The sequence below is a fragment of the Breznakia blatticola genome, assembly GCF_004365815.1.
GTDB lineage: Bacteria > Bacillota_I > Bacilli_A > Erysipelotrichales > Erysipelotrichaceae > Breznakia > Breznakia blatticola.
Genome location: NZ_SODD01000048.1, coordinates 1 through 17,485 on the forward strand (window position 1 = coordinate 1; position 17,485 = coordinate 17,485).

15 protein-coding genes and 1 tRNA gene are annotated in these 17,485 nt (G+C 35.5%); 2 read left to right on the plus strand and 14 right to left on the minus strand.

What is annotated here, in order from left to right; all coding sequences use genetic code 11:
- Nucleotides 1-60 precede the first annotated feature (60 nt).
- The 12 genes from EDD63_RS10005 to EDD63_RS10060 form a co-directional block, all read right to left on the minus strand.
- Nucleotides 61-1,461: a HAMP domain-containing sensor histidine kinase gene (locus EDD63_RS10005; RefSeq protein ID WP_134171024.1), complete on the minus strand. Its 1,401-nt coding sequence runs from the start codon at nt 1,459-1,461 to the stop codon at nt 61-63.
- Nucleotides 1,461-2,117 (minus strand): response regulator transcription factor, encoded by a 657-nt coding sequence (locus EDD63_RS10010; RefSeq protein WP_134171026.1) that lies wholly within the window; start codon nt 2,115-2,117, stop codon nt 1,461-1,463. Before EDD63_RS10010 ends, EDD63_RS10005 begins: the two co-directional genes overlap by 1 nt.
- A 72-nt stretch (nt 2,118-2,189) precedes the next feature.
- A complete protein-coding gene (glmM, locus tag EDD63_RS10015; protein WP_134171028.1) occupies nt 2,190-3,527 on the minus strand; it encodes a phosphoglucosamine mutase in 1,338 nt (445 codons plus the stop codon).
- 13 nt (nt 3,528-3,540) lie between these two features.
- On the minus strand, nt 3,541-4,896 hold the full coding sequence (locus EDD63_RS10020) for a CdaR family protein (RefSeq protein WP_134171030.1): 1,356 nt from the start codon (nt 4,894-4,896) through the stop codon (nt 3,541-3,543).
- Entirely contained in the window at nt 4,883-5,872 is a 990-nt protein-coding gene (gene cdaA, locus EDD63_RS10025) for a diadenylate cyclase CdaA (RefSeq protein WP_134171032.1), read from the minus strand. Before cdaA ends, EDD63_RS10020 begins: the two co-directional genes overlap by 14 nt.
- A gap of 87 nt (nt 5,873-5,959) precedes the next feature.
- Entirely contained in the window at nt 5,960-6,517 is a 558-nt protein-coding gene (locus tag EDD63_RS10030; RefSeq protein WP_134171034.1) for a Maf family protein, read from the minus strand.
- Nucleotides 6,517-7,578, minus strand: a complete 1,062-nt coding sequence (locus EDD63_RS10035) for a branched-chain amino acid aminotransferase (protein ID WP_134171036.1) — start codon at nt 7,576-7,578, stop codon at nt 6,517-6,519. Before EDD63_RS10035 ends, EDD63_RS10030 begins: the two co-directional genes overlap by 1 nt.
- A 51-nt stretch (nt 7,579-7,629) precedes the next feature.
- Entirely contained in the window at nt 7,630-8,337 is a 708-nt protein-coding gene (locus tag EDD63_RS10040; protein WP_134171038.1) for a TIGR01906 family membrane protein, read from the minus strand.
- Between the two features lie 46 nt (nt 8,338-8,383).
- Entirely contained in the window at nt 8,384-10,201 is a 1,818-nt protein-coding gene (gene glmS, locus EDD63_RS10045; protein ID WP_134171040.1) for a glutamine--fructose-6-phosphate transaminase (isomerizing), read from the minus strand.
- Between the two features lie 296 nt (nt 10,202-10,497).
- On the minus strand, nt 10,498-11,199 hold the full coding sequence (locus EDD63_RS10050; RefSeq protein WP_134171042.1) for a hypothetical protein: 702 nt from the start codon (nt 11,197-11,199) through the stop codon (nt 10,498-10,500).
- On the minus strand, nt 11,200-12,714 hold the full coding sequence (locus EDD63_RS10055; protein WP_134171044.1) for a DUF1538 domain-containing protein: 1,515 nt from the start codon (nt 12,712-12,714) through the stop codon (nt 11,200-11,202).
- A 149-nt stretch (nt 12,715-12,863) separates the two neighbouring features.
- Nucleotides 12,864-12,949 (minus strand) — tRNA-Leu (locus EDD63_RS10060).
- 84 nt (nt 12,950-13,033) lie between these two features.
- Here EDD63_RS10060 and proB point away from each other — a divergent pair.
- Complete coding sequence (gene proB, locus EDD63_RS10065) at nt 13,034-13,813, plus strand: glutamate 5-kinase (RefSeq protein WP_134171046.1); 780 nt, start codon at nt 13,034-13,036, stop codon at nt 13,811-13,813.
- Entirely contained in the window at nt 13,806-15,050 is a 1,245-nt protein-coding gene (locus EDD63_RS10070) for a glutamate-5-semialdehyde dehydrogenase (protein ID WP_134171048.1), read from the plus strand. Before proB ends, EDD63_RS10070 begins: the two co-directional genes overlap by 8 nt.
- Before the next feature lie 50 nt (nt 15,051-15,100).
- On the opposite strand, the gene EDD63_RS10075 is transcribed toward EDD63_RS10070, so the two are convergent.
- Nucleotides 15,101-16,276 (minus strand): DUF6612 family protein, encoded by a 1,176-nt coding sequence (locus EDD63_RS10075; RefSeq protein WP_134171050.1) that lies wholly within the window; start codon nt 16,274-16,276, stop codon nt 15,101-15,103.
- Nucleotides 16,277-16,405: 129 nt separating this feature from the next.
- A complete protein-coding gene (locus EDD63_RS10080; protein WP_134171052.1) occupies nt 16,406-17,314 on the minus strand; it encodes a diacylglycerol/lipid kinase family protein in 909 nt (302 codons plus the stop codon).
- Nucleotides 17,315-17,485: the final 171 nt, after the last annotated feature.

Here is a 17,485-nt window from a genome sequence, read left to right on the forward strand (position 1 = left end):
ACCTTCCTTATTTTTATATGGTAATCTTACATTTCAATGTATCATCATACATGTAACAATCTAAGTTAGGTGCGCATCGGTTGAATTAAGCCTAATTTTAAATATGACTCCACCAGTTTCTACATTTTCTGCAACTACTTTATAGTTTGCTGAATGCACAACTTTGCTAACAATACTCAAACCAAGTCCAAATTGTCCGTCACGACCTTTTTCATATGGTTTAAATAACGTTGGTAAAATTTCTTCTGGTATTTGTTCCCCATCGTTATAAATACACAATTGCTCCTCATCTAAGGTAATAACAATTTGTGTCTTTGCATAACGCAAGGCATTTTCTAATAAGTTTTCTACACATACACGCCAAGCTTCTTCATTCCCTCTAAAGAGCGATGACATGGTATTCTTTTCAATTTCAATTTCTGGACGGATAACTTTGGTATTCAAGACCACAGTATCCACGACATCACGCATGTCAGTGACAATTTCATCACTATCTTGACTTAAGATATATTCCACACGGTTCATAAATAGTAAACTACGAACCTTTTTTTCCAAACGATTGGCATTGTCGATAATAACATCTACACTTTTCTCCAATGTATCGTATGGGTAAATTCCATCCTTGATACTCTCCCCATAGGATTTAATGGTCGCAATCGGTGTTTTTAAATCATGCGAAATATTGTGAATCATTTCTTCTTTTGTTTTTTCTTGTTTATTGAGTTCTTCTTGCATAGTTACAAGTGCCTCAGCAACCTCACCAATTTCATCCTTACGATTGATTTTCATCGTCGCTTCTTTTCCAACACGAATACGATCAATATAGTTTTTGATAATATGTAATGGGCGAATAATATTTCCAACCCATAACATCATAATCACAAAAAATAGACCAACAACAAAAACCGTAATATCAATAACATTTTCAACAAACGTACTCTTGAATTCATTAATATATGCATTGTTTAGTAAAGAAACAAGTACCACATCATCTTCGAGCATTCGAATGCTGTAATACGTATATTTATTTCCTGGATATACTCGTGCAATACTTTCATCCTCATAAAAAACTCCAAGTGGTCCTTTTTGGATAGCATCTTGAACTAGTAGATTGTTATAAACATCTGCATAGATTTTTTTATCATCCTTTAAGCCATCTGCATGATATTCTACATGATAGATGCCTTCGTTATCACGCTTAAAAAAGTAGCTATCAATCATACGATTATCATTTTGTGCAAGTTGCGTTGTATCGACATCCACAGAATGATAAATATAGCTTAAGTTATCTTGTGTTTCACTTAGTTGGGTAAACATTTGTTCTTCGGTGTAGTTATTTACATTGGAATTGACAAAAATAAAGAAGAACACAGCAAAAAACGACACGAAGCAAACAATCAAAACAATCAATTGTTGCGACAAAGAAAGTCGTTTTACCCATAATCGGTTATTTACTTCCATTATCCTAATCGATACCCAAATCCATAAATCGTATGGATGTTCAAGTTTGGTAATTTCTTACGTAAACGACGTAATGTATCATCTACAACTCGATCACTACCAAAGTAGTTATCTTCCCATACATTCTCTAAAATCATTTCACGTGAGAAGGCAATTCCTTTATTGCGAATAAACATCATCAACAAGTCAAATTCTTTCGTTGTTAGATCAATTTCTTCGTTACCTTCAAAGACTTTACGTTGCACTTCATCAAGCTCATATCCATCAATTTGAATACGGTTGCTTTCTTTGTATGCACGCTTCATCAAGTTATTTACACGCAATACCAATTCTTTAGGCGAGAATGGTTTTGTAATGTAGTCATCACTACCTTTTTCTAAACCGATAATGCGGTCAAATTCTTTATCACGCGCACTCATGAAAATAACTGGTATTTCACTACCTTGCGAACGTATTTCTTCAATTAGATCAAAGCCGCTCTTGTTATCTAACATGATATCTAAAATCCATAAATGCACATCTTCATCATTGATATGCTCATATGCTTCATTATAAGTCAAATATGAACGTACTTCGTATCCTTCTTTTTCTAGATAACGCTTTACAAGTTCATTTAAATCTTTTTCATCTTCTACGACACATATAACTTTTTTCATAGTTTGTACCTCTTCTTCCTCTATTGTAACAAAATTATGTGATAGAAAAAAGGACTTTACTGCCTGAGCAGCTTATAGTCCTTGTTCTTTTATATATTCAACAACTTGTGTAACGTATTTTTCGCAAAGTGCGTCCGTTTTTGCTTCAACCATAACACGTACAAGTGGTTCTGTACCACTTGGTCTTACAAGAATACGACCTTCATCACCAAGTTCTTTTGCAACTTCATCAACTTGTGCAAGTAAGCCTTCATCTTTTAATGCAGCTTCTTTATCTTGTACTTCAACATTGATTAATAATTGTGGGTAAATAAACAATTCTTCACCAAGTTCTTTTAATGATTTCTTTGTTGATGTCATCATCTCCACTAACATTAGTGCACTAAGAAGCCCATCTCCAGTCACTGCATGTTCTCTAAAAATAATGTGTCCAGATTGTTCTCCACCTAGAGAATAATCATGTTTTTCCATTTCTTCAGTTACGTATTTATCACCAACTGGTGTTTGTACATACGTAATTCCAAGTTCATCCAATGCTTTATATAATCCTAAGTTTGCCATTACTGTTGTGACTACAACATTGTCATTTAAGCGATTTTTATCACTTAAATATTTACTTGTTGTATATAAAATGTAGTCTCCATCGAAAAGATTTCCATCTTCATCAACAGCAATCAAACGGTCCGCATCCCCATCAAATGCAAATCCAACATCATACTTTCCTGATTTCATCAATTTTTGTAAGTCTTCAGGATGTGTCGAACCACAGTGGTTATTAATGTTCGTTCCATTTGGCATAGAGTGAATAACTTTCACATTCATTCCTAAGTCAGTAAATAAATCAACAGCTGTACTAGTTGCACTACCATTTGCTAAATCAAGTGCAACATTTAATCCAGTTGCATCAATGTGATTGATTGTATTTTTCAAGTAACTTTCATAAATCGCCAATCCACGTGCAAAGTCAACAGATTTTCCAATATCGTCACCTTTAGCTGGTTCAATACTAATTTTACCATCCATATAATCTTCGATGCTAGCTTCCAAGTTTGGATCCATCTTCTTGCCTTCAAAGTTGAATAATTTAATTCCATTATCATAGAATGGGTTGTGCGAAGCACTAATCATAACCCCACAATCAAAGTGTTCTTGCTTTACCAAGTAAGAAATACATGGTGTTGGACATACACCAACTGCATATACATTTGCCCCTGTACTAATTGCACCAGCACTAATTGCTAATTCAAACATGTCACTAGATAAACGTGTGTCTTTCCCAATGATAATTTTTGCTTTCTTATTTTTTGAAAAATAATGCCCCAAGTATTGACCGATTTTCACAGCCATATCTAATGTTAGTTTTTCATTTGCCTTCCCGCGGACACCATCTGTTCCAAAATATTTACCCATAATACTCTTCTCCTCACTGAATCTGTAATTCTATTTCTTCATTTTCTAATTTATAACGTAATTGGTTGTTTGTGTTTTTTAATTGTAAGCGGATTGTATACGTTCCAGGTGCTTCACATTCTTGTAAATCTGCAACTAGATAAATATCCTCTGCTTTTAGTTTATCAATTACACTTTCCAAACCACTTACGGTTACCTGTTGTTTCAACGTATCTCCATTAAGTACCCCTAAATCATCTTTTAAATTTGTAAAACGAACGGGTACATCATCAAATGTTTTTGTTTTCCCTTTTCCAAAGTTAACTTTCACACTTAATGTTAATGTGTCCCCTTTAACTGCAGTTCCATTTGGTAGTTTTACTGGAACTGTTACTGTTTTTGTGCTCATATCTTTGGTTACATTGTTTAATGGAATACTTACAGATAATTCATTTAAATTATCCAAGACTTTAGTTGAACCATAGATGGTTACTTCTTCTTGATCAAGTTCAAAACTTGAAATTGCGACATCTTCTGGCAGTTCACCAGTAAAGTCTAATTTTATTGGCACAACTTTATGTGGTGAGCTTACAGCTACTTCAACTCCAACTGTTGCAGGCAGTATATCCACAGCTAGTCGATCTCCATTTGCATTGTATGCAACAATTTGGGCATCTTGTCTAAAGTCTGCCTTTTTATCTGCAACGTCAATTAATGCTTTCACATATGCGATTTCTTGCATACGTTCATCACTGGCACGAATGATAACTTCGTTTTGATCAAACACTGGTTCAGATAAACTATAAATATCATCCATTTGGTTCATATTTACAAAATCATAACCAAGTGAGAAACTACGACTGACTTTTTTTCGTACCGTAACTAAAGCCACTGATGGGTTGACGCTTACATCAACCTTATCTGAGAAGTTTAATGGAACAAGTTCTACTTCGTATGTCCCAACTCCTTTATCACTCAAGTTTGCCATAACTTGATAATTGTCTTTTCTTTGACTTGCGTATTGTACATCACCAGCATCACCAGTGATAGTTACTGTGACTGTTTCAGGTAAGTCAATTACTTCATATTCTGATGAAGAAATATTGGTTACTACTGGAATATCTTTTACATCTGTTGCTGAACGAATTTGATTTGTAAAGATATTTCCTTCAATATCTTGTGAGACAACTGCAAATAGTAATGCGGCAATGGCTACTGCAATCACTTTTGCATACCGTTGACTAAAGAGGATGCGATCCACCCATTTCGAAACGATTCCAAACAAACGCAACACGACTTGTTCAGCTTTTGAGTACGTGTTCTTAAATGAAGTTGTACTTTTTACAATTGGCTTTGGAATTTCCGTTTTTCGTGTTCTATTTTTTCGCATTTGTCTTTCCTCCTTTCGCCTTACCTTCTTTTGTATTTTCCTTTAAAGGTGTGCTCGGTTGAACTACAATTGCTTCTGCTTCAATTTTTGCATCTTTTTTACGTGATCTCTTTTTAATCAAAGGTTTCACTTCTTTTATTGGTACATCTTGTGTAGGTGATGCAGGTGCTTGTTGTGTTTCACTAGTTGTTGTACTTACCACCGGATCACTTGCTTGCAAGGCTCTAACAAGAGTTGCACGTAAGTTTACTGCATTTACTTGCGTCAGAACTCCTTCTTTAGCAATCGATACATTTCCAGTTTCTTCAGATACAACAATTGTTATACTGTCGGTTACTTCACTAATTCCAACGGCTGCTCTATGACGTGCTCCATATTGACGTGGGAATTCACGAGTCGTCGGTGGAAAGAATGCACTTGCACATGCAATTCGATTCCCACGAATAATAACCGCCCCATCATGTAATGGTGTTCCTTCCCAGAAAATCGTTCCTAATAATTCATCACTTACATCTGCATCAAGTGCTGTTCCGGTTGCAATATAATCATCAAGCGAGTTGGTTTGTTCCAAACAAATCAAAGCTCCTGTCTTACTGTTTGCTAAATCATTTGTTGAGCGAACCAGTTCATCAATCAAGCGTTCTTTTTCAGATTGATTCAAACTCGAAATACTTGTAAATGTCGTCTTTCCAAGTTTTTCTAACAGCGAACGAACTTCAGGTTGGAAAATAATAAAGATGACCAATACTCCCCAGTTTAGAACTTGTGTAGTAATAAAGGCAATGGTACGCAACCCTAAAGTTTGCGCAATCCAGTTTATAAGTAACACAAACAAAATACCTTTCACTAATTGAATGGTTCTTGAGTTGTTTTTTACAATTTTCAAACAATAGTAAATGATGATTGATACAACACCTACATCAAGTACAATTTTTAAAACGGCAATCAGATTGCTTAAGGTTAAGTAATTTAACATAAACACCTCATTTTCTTTTTCAATTATAGCATAAATCCATTATAGAATGTGAAGCAATAGAATGGGATCTCACAAAAAAAGAAGCATCTACTGATACTTCTTCAGTCTTTGATATAATTCTCCAATTGGCAATCCCATGATGGTAAAGTAATCTCCATCAATGGATTTCACAAATGCTTTTGCTTTTTCTTGAATTCCATAAGCTCCTGATTTATCGTACGGTGCTTCTGCTTCAATATAATCTTCAATTTCTTGATCACCCAATTCATAGAAGTATACTTCACTTACACTAGCAAAGCTTTCAACATGACCATTTGCGATAATTGCTACTCCACTAATCACTTGATGGGATGTATTGCTATACGATTTCAACATACGAAATGCTTCATCTTTATCTTTTGGTTTTCCTAAAATTTTTCCATCTTGATATACAATGGTATCACAGCCAATAACAATACTATCTGGATGATCTTTAGCAACTGCAAATGCTTTTGCACTTGCTACTTCTTGAATCGCATCTCGAATATCAATTTCCATGTTGAACGTTTCTTGACTATCACTTACAATCACAGAAAACTCAAGTCCAACACTTTCCATCAATTCTTTTCTTCTTGGACTTTGACTAGCTAAAATGATTGGTTTCATTAAATCTTACGTACCCATCCATATGGATCTTCAAGATTTCCCCATTGAATCCCTGTTAAGGTTTCATACAGTTTATGTGTAATTGGTCCAGTCTTAAAGTTATTGATAATTTGTTCATTCCCTTTGTAGTTAAGTTCACCAATCGGTGAAATAACTGCAGCAGTTCCTGTTCCAAATGCTTCTTGTAGTTTTCCTGTTTTTGTCCACTCCATCAAATCGTTAATATCGATGTGTGTTTCTTTTACTGTGTAACCCCAATCACGAAGGATACGAATACATGAATCTCTAGTAATTCCAGGCAATACACTTCCTTCTAATGGTGGTGTTAAAATTTCTCCATCTACCACAAACATAACATTCATCGTTCCAACTTCTTCTACATATTTACGGTGTACACCATCAAGCCATAATACTTGTGTGTATCCTGCATCTTGTGCTTTTACTTGTCCAATGATACTTGCTGCATAGTTTCCACCACACTTAGCAAATCCTGTACCACCAACAACCGCGCGTACATATTCATCTTCTACGAAGATTTTTACTGGGTTTACACCTTCAGGGTAGTATTGTCCAACTGGACTTAAAATTACCATGAATTTATATGATGTTGCTGGGTGTACTCCAACAGCTGCTTCTGTAGCAAAACAGAATGGACGAATATATAATGAGGTTCCTTCGCTTGTAGGAATCCAGTCTTTTTCATAACGTACCAGTTCTTCTACTGCTTCAACGAAAATTTCTTCAGGTACTTCTGCCATACATAAACGTTCATTACTTTTTTGCATACGTAAGGCATTCATTTCTGGACGGAAGATCAGAATATCATCACCATTACGGTAGGCTTTCAATCCTTCAAATGTTTCTTGTGCATAATGCAATACCATGCTTGCAGGATCCATTGGAATTGGTCCATAAGGTATAATTTGTGCATTGTGCCAACCTTCATCTACACTCCAATCCATCATAAACATATGATCTGTATAGTACTTACCAAATCCTAAGTTTTCTTCATCCGCAGGTTTTGCTTTTAATGTTTCTGCTTTGGTGATTTTTATATTCATATTCGCTTCCCCCTTTTTATCTATATTTGATAATATTTTACGCTTCTTTTATTAAGAATACAATACTAGGCTAACTTTCTTTCTTCGTAGTAAATACACGAAACAAATGATGCCAATTAGAACAAAGAGTCCAACAAACACCACAAGAATTCTTGTAACAAGTGCTTGGAAAACTGCTTCTGGTAACATGCGAATCATAAAATCAGTCGCTGGATTTAATAACCACAAATCATTACTGAAGAACACACCATGAAACGATGTCCAAAAACTACTGAAATCGACTGCTGCATATAATCCAAGTGCACCCAAACATATGACAAAAACAATACTCATTCGTAAATACCCAACGCTAAATACACTCATAAAATCTTTTGGTGCATCAACCAATACAATTAACAATAAACATATCGCAAAAATGATACAAATTATTGCTACCATGCGAAAATCTAAATATAAGTCTTTTACATCTACCATATGTTTCGCTTCTTTTTCATTAAACATATCTCTTGTTTCTTCTTGATACGTAATTTCAGTGTAGATATCTTCACGGTTTCCTTGAATGTAACTTAATAGATTTTCCATCGATGTTTGATAATCATTTTCACTCACATGCATACGTTGGTGAATACCCAGTCGTGCATCTTGTTTTGCATAAAAACTACTGTTAAGGGCAAATCCTTGGATACAACCAAAAAGTACACCTATCCAGATGCACAAAGCTATAATTGCACTTAAACATACTTTTAATCCATATCTCATAGTTCTATTATACGCAAAAAACAAAAAAGAGAAAGGTGAAACACCTTTACTCTACGGTTACTGATTTTGCAAGGTTTCTTGGTTGGTCGATTTCACAACCACGTAAGTTTGCCACTTGATAACTTAATAACTGTAATGGAACAACGCCTACAATACCTTGAATTAAACGATTTACCTTAGGAATACTAATTTTATAATCATAGTAATCTTGTGCAACTTGTAAGTCTTCACGCACAACTAATATCACATTGGCTCCACGAGCTTTTACTTCTTTGATATTACTTATTGTCTTTTCATATAAACGCTCTTCTGTGCAAATCGCTACAACTGGCGTTCCTTTTTCAATTAATGAAATCGTTCCGTGCTTTAATTCTCCTGCTGCATATGCCTCACTATGAATATATGAAATCTCTTTTAGTTTTAAGCTACCTTCCATGCAAAGTGCATAATCTAAGCCACGTCCAATAAAAAATACATTGTTGTGGCGAGAAATGATTTTTGCAGCTTTGACATATTGCACATCATCAATCATATGTTGTAGCATATCCGGCAGTTGTTGAATCTCTTTAATGATTTCATTTGCTTGTGCTTTACTTACTTTACCATGTACATACGTAAGATTTAATGCCACTAAAGATAATAATGCTACTTGTGTACAATATGCTTTAGTCGTTGCAACTGCAATTTCAACTCCTGCATGTGTATATGCAACATACTTCGCTTCACGAGCAATACTACTTCCTACCACATTTACTATAGCCATCGTATCAACACCTTGTTGTTTCGCTAATAATAAAGCTGCTAAACTATCTGCAGTTTCTCCACTTTGACTTACCACTAGTACAAGTGTATTTACATCATAGATTGGATCTTTATAACGATATTCACTTGCAATTTCTACATCGACACGAACACGCGCAGCCGATTCAATTAAACTTTTTGCGATCATTCCTGCATACATTGCACTACCACAAGATACAATATGAATTTGTTGGTATTTTGATAAATCAGGTAGTGATGCTACAAGTTGATCAATATCATCTTGTACATAACTAAACATGGTTTCACGAACCACCCGTGGTTCTTCATGAATTTCCTTTAACATAAAATGTTCATATCCATCTTTAGCAATTGCACTTGCATCCATCGTTGCCGTTTTAACTTCATAATCAACGGCATCTAAATCAAGTGTATACACTTGAATTTCATCTTTACGAAGTACTGCAATTTCATCTTGATCAAGTAAAATATACTGTTTTGTATATTTCAAAATAGCTGGCACATCGCTTGCGATATAATTCTCATTTTCACCAACAGCAACAATCAGTGGTGAATTTCTACGCATCGCATACAGTGTATCTTGTTCATCTGAAAAAATAATTCCAAAGGCAAATGAACCGCGAAATGCTCGATTGGCTTCTTGCAATGTTGCTAGTTTATCTAAGCCTTTTGCATACACATAATCAATATACGCTGCTGCAATTTCTGTATCTGTTTCACTTTCAAAGACATAGCCTTGTTTCAACAGTACTTCTTTTAGTTCCCCATAGTTTTCAATGATTCCATTATGAACTAATGTCACCTTGCCATGATGATGTGGGTGCGCATTACTTTGATTTGGGATTCCATGAGTTGCCCAACGTGTATGTGCAATTCCTAATACACTTGATGGTACTTGCAAATCCTGAATCTTCTTTTCCAGATTTGCCACTTTTCCGCGTGTTTTTATTACACGCACTTCTCCATTGACGATACTCGCCATTCCCGCTGAGTCGTATCCACGATACTCAAGCGACTTTAAGCCGTCCAAAAGGACTTGGTTTGATTTGGGGTTTATTCCAACATAACCTACAATTCCGCACATATTTACTTTTCCTCCACGATAAAAAAGCCTTTTTTAAAAGGTCTACTTTTGTTGTGGTGGCAAAGTAATTTTTAAACCCTATTATATTGGTCTTTGTTTTACTTCTAACGAATCACCATATCCGCGATAGTACCCGCCGAAACTTTCGATAACTACCGACCTCGTCAACAACCTATGTTGTCCTGGCGCTGATTATGCAACTGGCATAACTGGTTTCCATTATAAAGAATAAATACTCAAAAGTCTACTGCAACTACAACATCTACGTATGAAAAAAGCTACCCGAAGGTAGCAAATTATTCTTCATTTTGTAATTCTAAACCACTAACAAACTGAGCAGGCAAAGTAAATATCACCTTTTCACGGTCTTCAGCTAGTGCTTGCATCACCGCATTTGCAATACGATCTTTTTCATGACTTGCAACTAAAATTGTGGTTACATCTTTTTTATCCTGTAATGACATACCAAAGAATTTTCCAAGTTCTTTACTTCCTTTTCGTAATGCATGGAACGTTGTTCCACCAGTTGCACCTGCTTCACGCGCAGCTTCCATGATTTGTTCGTTTCGTCCTTCTTCACTCAAGATGACAAGTAATTCATGATTTGATTGTGTTTCCATAGTTTCTCCTGTTATATCATTTTGCCACTTATGTGCAATTTTCTTATCTTTACAAATTGTAGGTACCATCATTGATGAAATTGGAATTGAAAATGCAATTCCTGCACCACGTCTAGCTAAGTGCAAATGTTCACTTAGATGACGAATGACAAGTGGAACCCACTGTTTCACCATAAAGCTAATCACAAAATCATTTTCAATATCACCTAATCCCAACAAATCCATCATCGATGTGCTTGCTGTTCCCTTAGCTTTGATGACAAATTGGCGAGGGACACGTAATTCACGTAATGCATCAGTTACAATTTTTCGTCGTTTATGATTCACGATAACAACAAGGACATGTAAATCCTGAAAACGAGCATCTAGTTGTTCCATCTATTCGTCCTCCTCTCCAAGCAAAACAGGAAACGAATCTGCTTCTGTTGCTTTTGATTTAAATAATCGAACATTGGTTGAATAAATCAACCCTAATACTTGCACCGCAATAAGTGGTACAACTGCGACCATTGCCACAATCCCAAAGGCATCACTCATGATATTTCCACCGACAGCTTCACAAGCTCCCATCGCAAAGGGAAGTAGGAATGTAGAAGTCATGGGTCCACTTGCAACTCCACCACTATCGAAGGCTATCCCTACATATATTTTAGGCACAAAGAAACTTAATGCCAAGGCAATTCCATATAATGGAATTAAAAACCACATAATGTGAAGTCCTGTAAGTACACGTAACATCGCTAAACCAACCGAGATAGCAACTCCAATGGATAAAGTATACTTCAATGCTTTTGCGGATATTTCTCCATCAGATACATCTTCAACTTGTTTATTTAACACATGTACAGCAGGTTCAGCTGCCACAATAAAGTATCCAATTAACATCCCAAGTGGAATTAGTAAAATTCGTAAGTTTTCACTTGCAAGTTCACTACCAAGTAGTTTCCCTACCGGAATAAACCCTGCATTTACTCCTGTTAAAAACAAGACCAGTCCAGCAAAGGTATAGATAAATCCAACACTCATTTTCATCAGTTGTCGTTTTCGAAATTGCTTTGTGAATAGTTGAAACAAAATAAACACTATACCTAAAGGCAATAATGCACGTGCGACTTCACCTACAATAATTGGTAATTCATGTGCAAAGACTTTTGCGACATCCTGCATCGTATCAAGTTGTGGCACAATTACTGGATCGTAGGTTGCTTCACTTGGATGATAGATAATTCCAAGTAACATCACAGCGATAATAGGACCAATACTACATAAAGCAACAAGTCCAAAACTGTTCTCATTGGCATCTTTATCATTGGAGCGACTTGCTAGACCAACTCCAAGTGCCAAAATAAAAGGCACAGTGATTGGACCGGTTGTTACTCCTCCTGAATCAAAAGAAACCGGTAGAAAATCATCAGGAACAAATATTGCTAATGCAAACACAAATATATATAAGCCGATAACGAGCTTCGAAAATGAAACTTGAAAGATAATTCGTAAAATCGCAATTACCAAAAAGACCCCAACTCCAGCTGCTACTGTGAAAATAATAACATCATCTGGAATACTTGCTACTTGACTAGCAAGTACATCTAAATCTGGTTCTGCAATGGTAATTAGAAATCCCATCAAAAATGTTGAGAGAATAATCATCCATATCTTTTTCGCTTTTGTAAATTTCGAACCAATCGCTTCACCCATTGGCATCATCGACATTTCAACACCTAAAGTAAATAAACCCATACCCACGATTAATAATACTGCTCCCACAAAAAATAAAAGTACCGTATCAGTTGATAGTGGCACTACAAAAATACTTAGGAAAAGTACAATTAACGTGATTGGTAAGACTGAGGACAACGCTTCAGATATTTTTTCTTTTAGTTTTTTATTCAACCAATCACCTCCATATATTTATGTATATATTGTAACATGAGGGCAATTTCATATCCATTCATCCACTTAAACAATTACAAGATTCAGATAGCGTTCACAAACAAAAAAAACACCCCTCTTACGTGTAAGAATGGTGTAAGTATTTCTATTGGTGCACGGAAAGGGACTTGAACCCTCACGGACGTACGTCCACTACCCCCTCAAGATAGCGTGTCTGCCATTCCACCACCCGTGCGTTATTTCCATCTATTATACACGATTTTAAATTGTTATCAAAGGGTGAATACGTTATAATTATGAAAAGTTGAGGTGGACAGAAATGAAACGAATTGTAATTAAAGTCGGCTCGAGTACGATTACGCACAAGAGCGGACTACTAAACCTAAAGAAGGTTGAAGAACTTACTAAGGTCATTAGTGATCTAAGTAACATGGGAATGCAAACCATTCTTGTCTCTAGTGGAGCAGTTGCTGCTGGAATGGGACGAATGAATATGAATGAAAAACCCGACTCTGTCCCCGAGAAACAAGCACTTGCATCTATTGGTCAATGTGAATTGATGTATATCTATGATAAATTCTTTTCACAATTTGGCAAAGTAGTTGCGCAAATGTTAATGACAAAGCGTGTGCTTGAAGTAGACATGCTTCGTCAAAATGCCATTCGCACATTAAACCAATTACTAAGTTATAACGTCGTTCCTATTATCAATGAAAATGATAGTGTAGCAACCGAAGAACTCGTATATGGGGATAATGATACGCTTGGTGCCATTACTGCAGAATTAATCCAAGCAGACTTACTTCTTGTATTAAGTGACATTGATGGCTTATACGATAAAAACCCAAATATGCACGCTGATGCAAAACTAATCCCAGTTGTAGATGAAATCACATGCGATATTGAAGCAATGGCTGAAGATACTTCAACGAAAGTTGGAACAGGTGGAATGATCACCAAACTTCAAGCTGCTAAAATTGCTACTGAAGCAAACTGCGATATGATTATTTGCAACAGCAAAGACTTGCGCGTAATTTATGATGCCGTCGAAGGAAAACAAGTCGGTACATTGTTCAAAAGGAGAAGTTCTTATGAATGAACTACAAACTAAAGGAAAACTATGTAAAGAAGCAAGTTGGGAGTTAATGAATCTTTCAACTGACACAAAAAATGAGATTCTTGCCGCAATTGCAACATCATTGATGAAACACGTTGATGATATTCTTGCCGCAAATGCTAAAGATGTTGAAAATGCAGAAGCAAATGGACGTCCTGAAGCATTCATTGATCGTTTAACATTGGATGAAGCAAGACTGAGTGCAATTGTAAATGGTGTAAACCAAGTAATTTCACTCGAAGACCCAAGTAATAAAATTATCGAAACATGGCCACGTGAAGAACTATTCATCAGTAAGAAAAGCGTAGCAATTGGTGTCATCGGAATGATTTATGAAGCACGACCTAATGTAAGTGTGGATAGTGCATCACTTTGTTTAAAAAGTGGAAATGTTTGTTTCCTACGCGGAAGTAAAGATACTATCTATTCAAACATAGCACTAGTAAAAGCGATGAAAGAAGGAATTACTAATACTGGATATAATGAGCACTTTATTGAATTGCTTGAAGATACATCTAGAGAAAGCGCTACTGCATTTATGAAACTTAACGAATATTTAGATTTACTGATTCCTCGCGGAGGAGCAAATCTTATTCAAAGTACCATTGCAAATGCGACAGTCCCTATCATTGAAACAGGAACTGGAAATTGTCACGTGTATGTAGACAAAGAGTTTGACGCAACAAAAGCACTTGCTATTATTGAAAATGCAAAAACACAACGTGTGAGTGTATGTAATGCTTGTGAGAGTGTTTTACTACATAAAGATATTGTAAATCCATTTGCACACAATCTAATCAAAATGTTGAAACGTCACCATGTAATTATTCATGGAGATGAAATCATTCAAGGCTTTGATGATAGTGTTCTAGCAGCTAATGAAGAAGACTATGGAAAAGAATATCTTGATTATGAAATTAGTATTAAAGTTGTGGATGATGTCAATGAAGCAATCCGACACATCAACCACTATAGTACACACCATTCAGACGTGATTGTTACTGAAAACAGTGACAACATGGAAGCTTTCTTAAATCAAGTTGATAGTGCAGTTGTTTATGCTAACGCATCAAGCCGCTTCTCTGATGGAGAGGAATTTGGTTTTGGTGCTGAGATTGGTATTTCAACACAAAAGATTCACGCTCGTGGTCCTATGGGCTTAGAAGCACTAACAAGCTACAAATATATCGTTAAAGGAAACGGTACCATTCGTAAATAGAAAAAAAGCGAAATTGATCAACAACATGATCGATTTCGCTTTTATATGTTTTAGTAACTTTCGTATGTTTCTGAATATCCGTCGTAATAAACGTATACCTCATCATCACCATCAACTACTGTATAATATGCACCATAGATTGTCCAAGTACTTGTATCTAACCCAGCTAGTTCATCACTATCTGATTCAACTTTAATTTCCACTTCTTCACCAGCACCAATTGATCCTTCGTAAGAAATATCTGCATAATCAGCGTCGTATTCGTATTCAATTTCAATATCACCTACAGCGTATTTTGAGTTGTTTTTTACTTTTGCTGCAATGAATGTTTTTCCATTTTCTTCAATAACTTTTAAATCAGAAACAGCAAGTTCATCAATTTTCACGATTGCATCTTTACTTGCCATACCAAATTCATCTACAGGAACTTCAAAGTCTTTTACATCATTGATTTTTGTGACTTTGATATCAAAGTATGCTTCATTGATTTCAATAGAATCCTCTGCTTTGTCTTCATCAAGCATACTTCCCATTTGTTCTTTTAATGCATCTAACATTGGTTTTTCTAAATCCATGTAAATACGTGCAAGTTCTCCACCATCTTGGTAGTACTCAACTTCTACAGGAATTTTAAAATCTTCCCCTAACATTCCGCTAGCTGCATTGTCGCTTCCCATTGAGCTTGATAATGCGCCAAACATTTCTTCATCGATTTCACCTTTTAATTTGTAGGTTTTCTTACCATCAACTTCACCAGTTCCATCTTTTTTTAATTTAAAGTCAGTTAAATCTGTAGCATCTGGACCAAGTGTGTCAGCTCCATTTGATGCTGCTTCTTCAACTGTCCAATCATCACCATCTTTTTCTTTAGAAGCGGTGTACATTGAACCATCTTCTTCAAACATGTACATTTCCATTGATGTTTTTTCATTCATCCCAAAAGCTTTAATTGATACATCTGTTGTTCCGTGTGCTTTGTTGTCTTTTTCGAAATAGTCCATATCCATGTCCATTCCCATTTTGACTGCCACTTTCGAACCATCGATATTAACTGCGACATCAATATTCATTTCCATATCTAAATGTCCTGATTCGATATCTTTTGCTTTCTTCGCACCTGTTTCAACAATTTCTTCTGCGCTTGGTCCTGACGAACCTGAACATCCTGTCATGATCACAGAGAACATAACTAACATGCTCACTAATAGTAATTTTACTTTTCTCATTTGTTTCCCTCTTTCTTAAACACTAATTCGTATCAATAATACGATTCTATTATTAGACACTCTATACTTATTTTACACATAGATAGCTAAAATATCAAATCATCTTTATACAAAAAAGCTGCATGATTCTTATGCAGCAGTTTCATTCATTTTTGGCAAGTATAGTGTAATTTGTTTTTCTAAGATTTCAATCACAGGATCTTTGACTTTAATTGTCTCACCATCCATATTCAATACAACTTCTTTCTTTCCTATAATTTGCATTTTTTTACATCGAAATTCTTTCACAAAATCAAAACTTCGATGTTCACCTGCTTTATATTTTTTAATCAATGTCATTACACGTAGGCGACTTAATGCATCAATGGTAATCACATCAATAAAACCATCATTAATTTTAGCATCAGGTGTTGGGTGAAATCCGCCACCATAGTAACTTCCATTTGCCGCAACAATAAAAATATAGTTCTTATAGCCAATATATGTATCATCAATTTTTAATGCTTGATGAAACTTCATCGATGCTAAGAAACTATTAAATACACTTAAGATATATGCAAATCCACCATTCACAAAAGGTAAGCGTTTAAAACGCGCAACTTTTTGCACAACGCGTGCATCAAATCCAACCGATGCAATATTCAAGCACACACGGTTATTGGAATAGATTAGATCACATGGCAAATCTTGACCATCTTTATATCCCTCTAAATTTAAGAAATCATCTTTTGAGATTTTCTTGAAGAATTTGATAAAGTCATTTCCAGTACCAATTGGTATTAGAGCTAACTTTGCATTCTTATATTTATACATCCCATTTACTACTTCATTTATCGTCCCATCTCCACCACAAGCAAAGATGATCATTTCTTCTTTTGTTGATGCATACATCATTGCAATTTCTGTAGCATGTCCTGGATATCTTGTATATTCAACAATGAAGTCTGTATCCTTAAAGACACTACGAATTTCATTATCCAATTCGACTTTACTCTTTTCTTTTCCAGCTTCTGGGTTTATGATAAAGATATATTTCATGGGTATATTCTCCTGTTATGAAGTGACCATTGTCAAGAGTAAATTTACATTCATAATAACCTTAATTATTAAATTTTCATCAATGGCACATAAAAGCCCCGAATAAACAAGATCTTATCGACAGTTAACCACTCTGTTATTCTAGGATTGGTTACCTCAGGTTAATGGCCT

Bases quoted from the DNA above. Each gene is read 5' to 3' on its own strand.
- EDD63_RS10005 (WP_134171024.1), bottom strand. From the start codon at position 1,461: ATGGAAGTAAATAACCGATTATGGGTAAAACGACTTTCTTTGTCGCAA.
- EDD63_RS10010 (WP_134171026.1), bottom strand. From the start codon at position 2,117: ATGAAAAAAGTTATATGTGTCGTAGAAGATGAAAAAGATTTAAATGAA.
- glmM (WP_134171028.1), bottom strand. From the start codon at position 3,527: ATGGGTAAATATTTTGGAACAGATGGTGTCCGCGGGAAGGCAAATGAA.
- EDD63_RS10020 (WP_134171030.1), bottom strand. From the start codon at position 4,896: ATGCGAAAAAATAGAACACGAAAAACGGAAATTCCAAAGCCAATTGTA.
- cdaA (WP_134171032.1), bottom strand. From the start codon at position 5,872: ATGTTAAATTACTTAACCTTAAGCAATCTGATTGCCGTTTTAAAAATT.
- EDD63_RS10030 (WP_134171034.1), bottom strand. From the start codon at position 6,517: ATGAAACCAATCATTTTAGCTAGTCAAAGTCCAAGAAGAAAAGAATTG.
- EDD63_RS10035 (WP_134171036.1), bottom strand. From the start codon at position 7,578: ATGAATATAAAAATCACCAAAGCAGAAACATTAAAAGCAAAACCTGCG.
- EDD63_RS10040 (WP_134171038.1), bottom strand. From the start codon at position 8,337: ATGAGATATGGATTAAAAGTATGTTTAAGTGCAATTATAGCTTTGTGC.
- glmS (WP_134171040.1), bottom strand. From the start codon at position 10,201: ATGTGCGGAATTGTAGGTTATGTTGGAATAAACCCCAAATCAAACCAA.
- EDD63_RS10050 (WP_134171042.1), bottom strand. From the start codon at position 11,199: ATGGAACAACTAGATGCTCGTTTTCAGGATTTACATGTCCTTGTTGTT.
- proB (WP_134171046.1), top strand. From the start codon at position 13,034: ATGAAACGAATTGTAATTAAAGTCGGCTCGAGTACGATTACGCACAAG.
- EDD63_RS10070 (WP_134171048.1), top strand. From the start codon at position 13,806: ATGAATGAACTACAAACTAAAGGAAAACTATGTAAAGAAGCAAGTTGG.
- EDD63_RS10075 (WP_134171050.1), bottom strand. From the start codon at position 16,276: ATGAGAAAAGTAAAATTACTATTAGTGAGCATGTTAGTTATGTTCTCT.
- EDD63_RS10080 (WP_134171052.1), bottom strand. From the start codon at position 17,314: ATGAAATATATCTTTATCATAAACCCAGAAGCTGGAAAAGAAAAGAGT.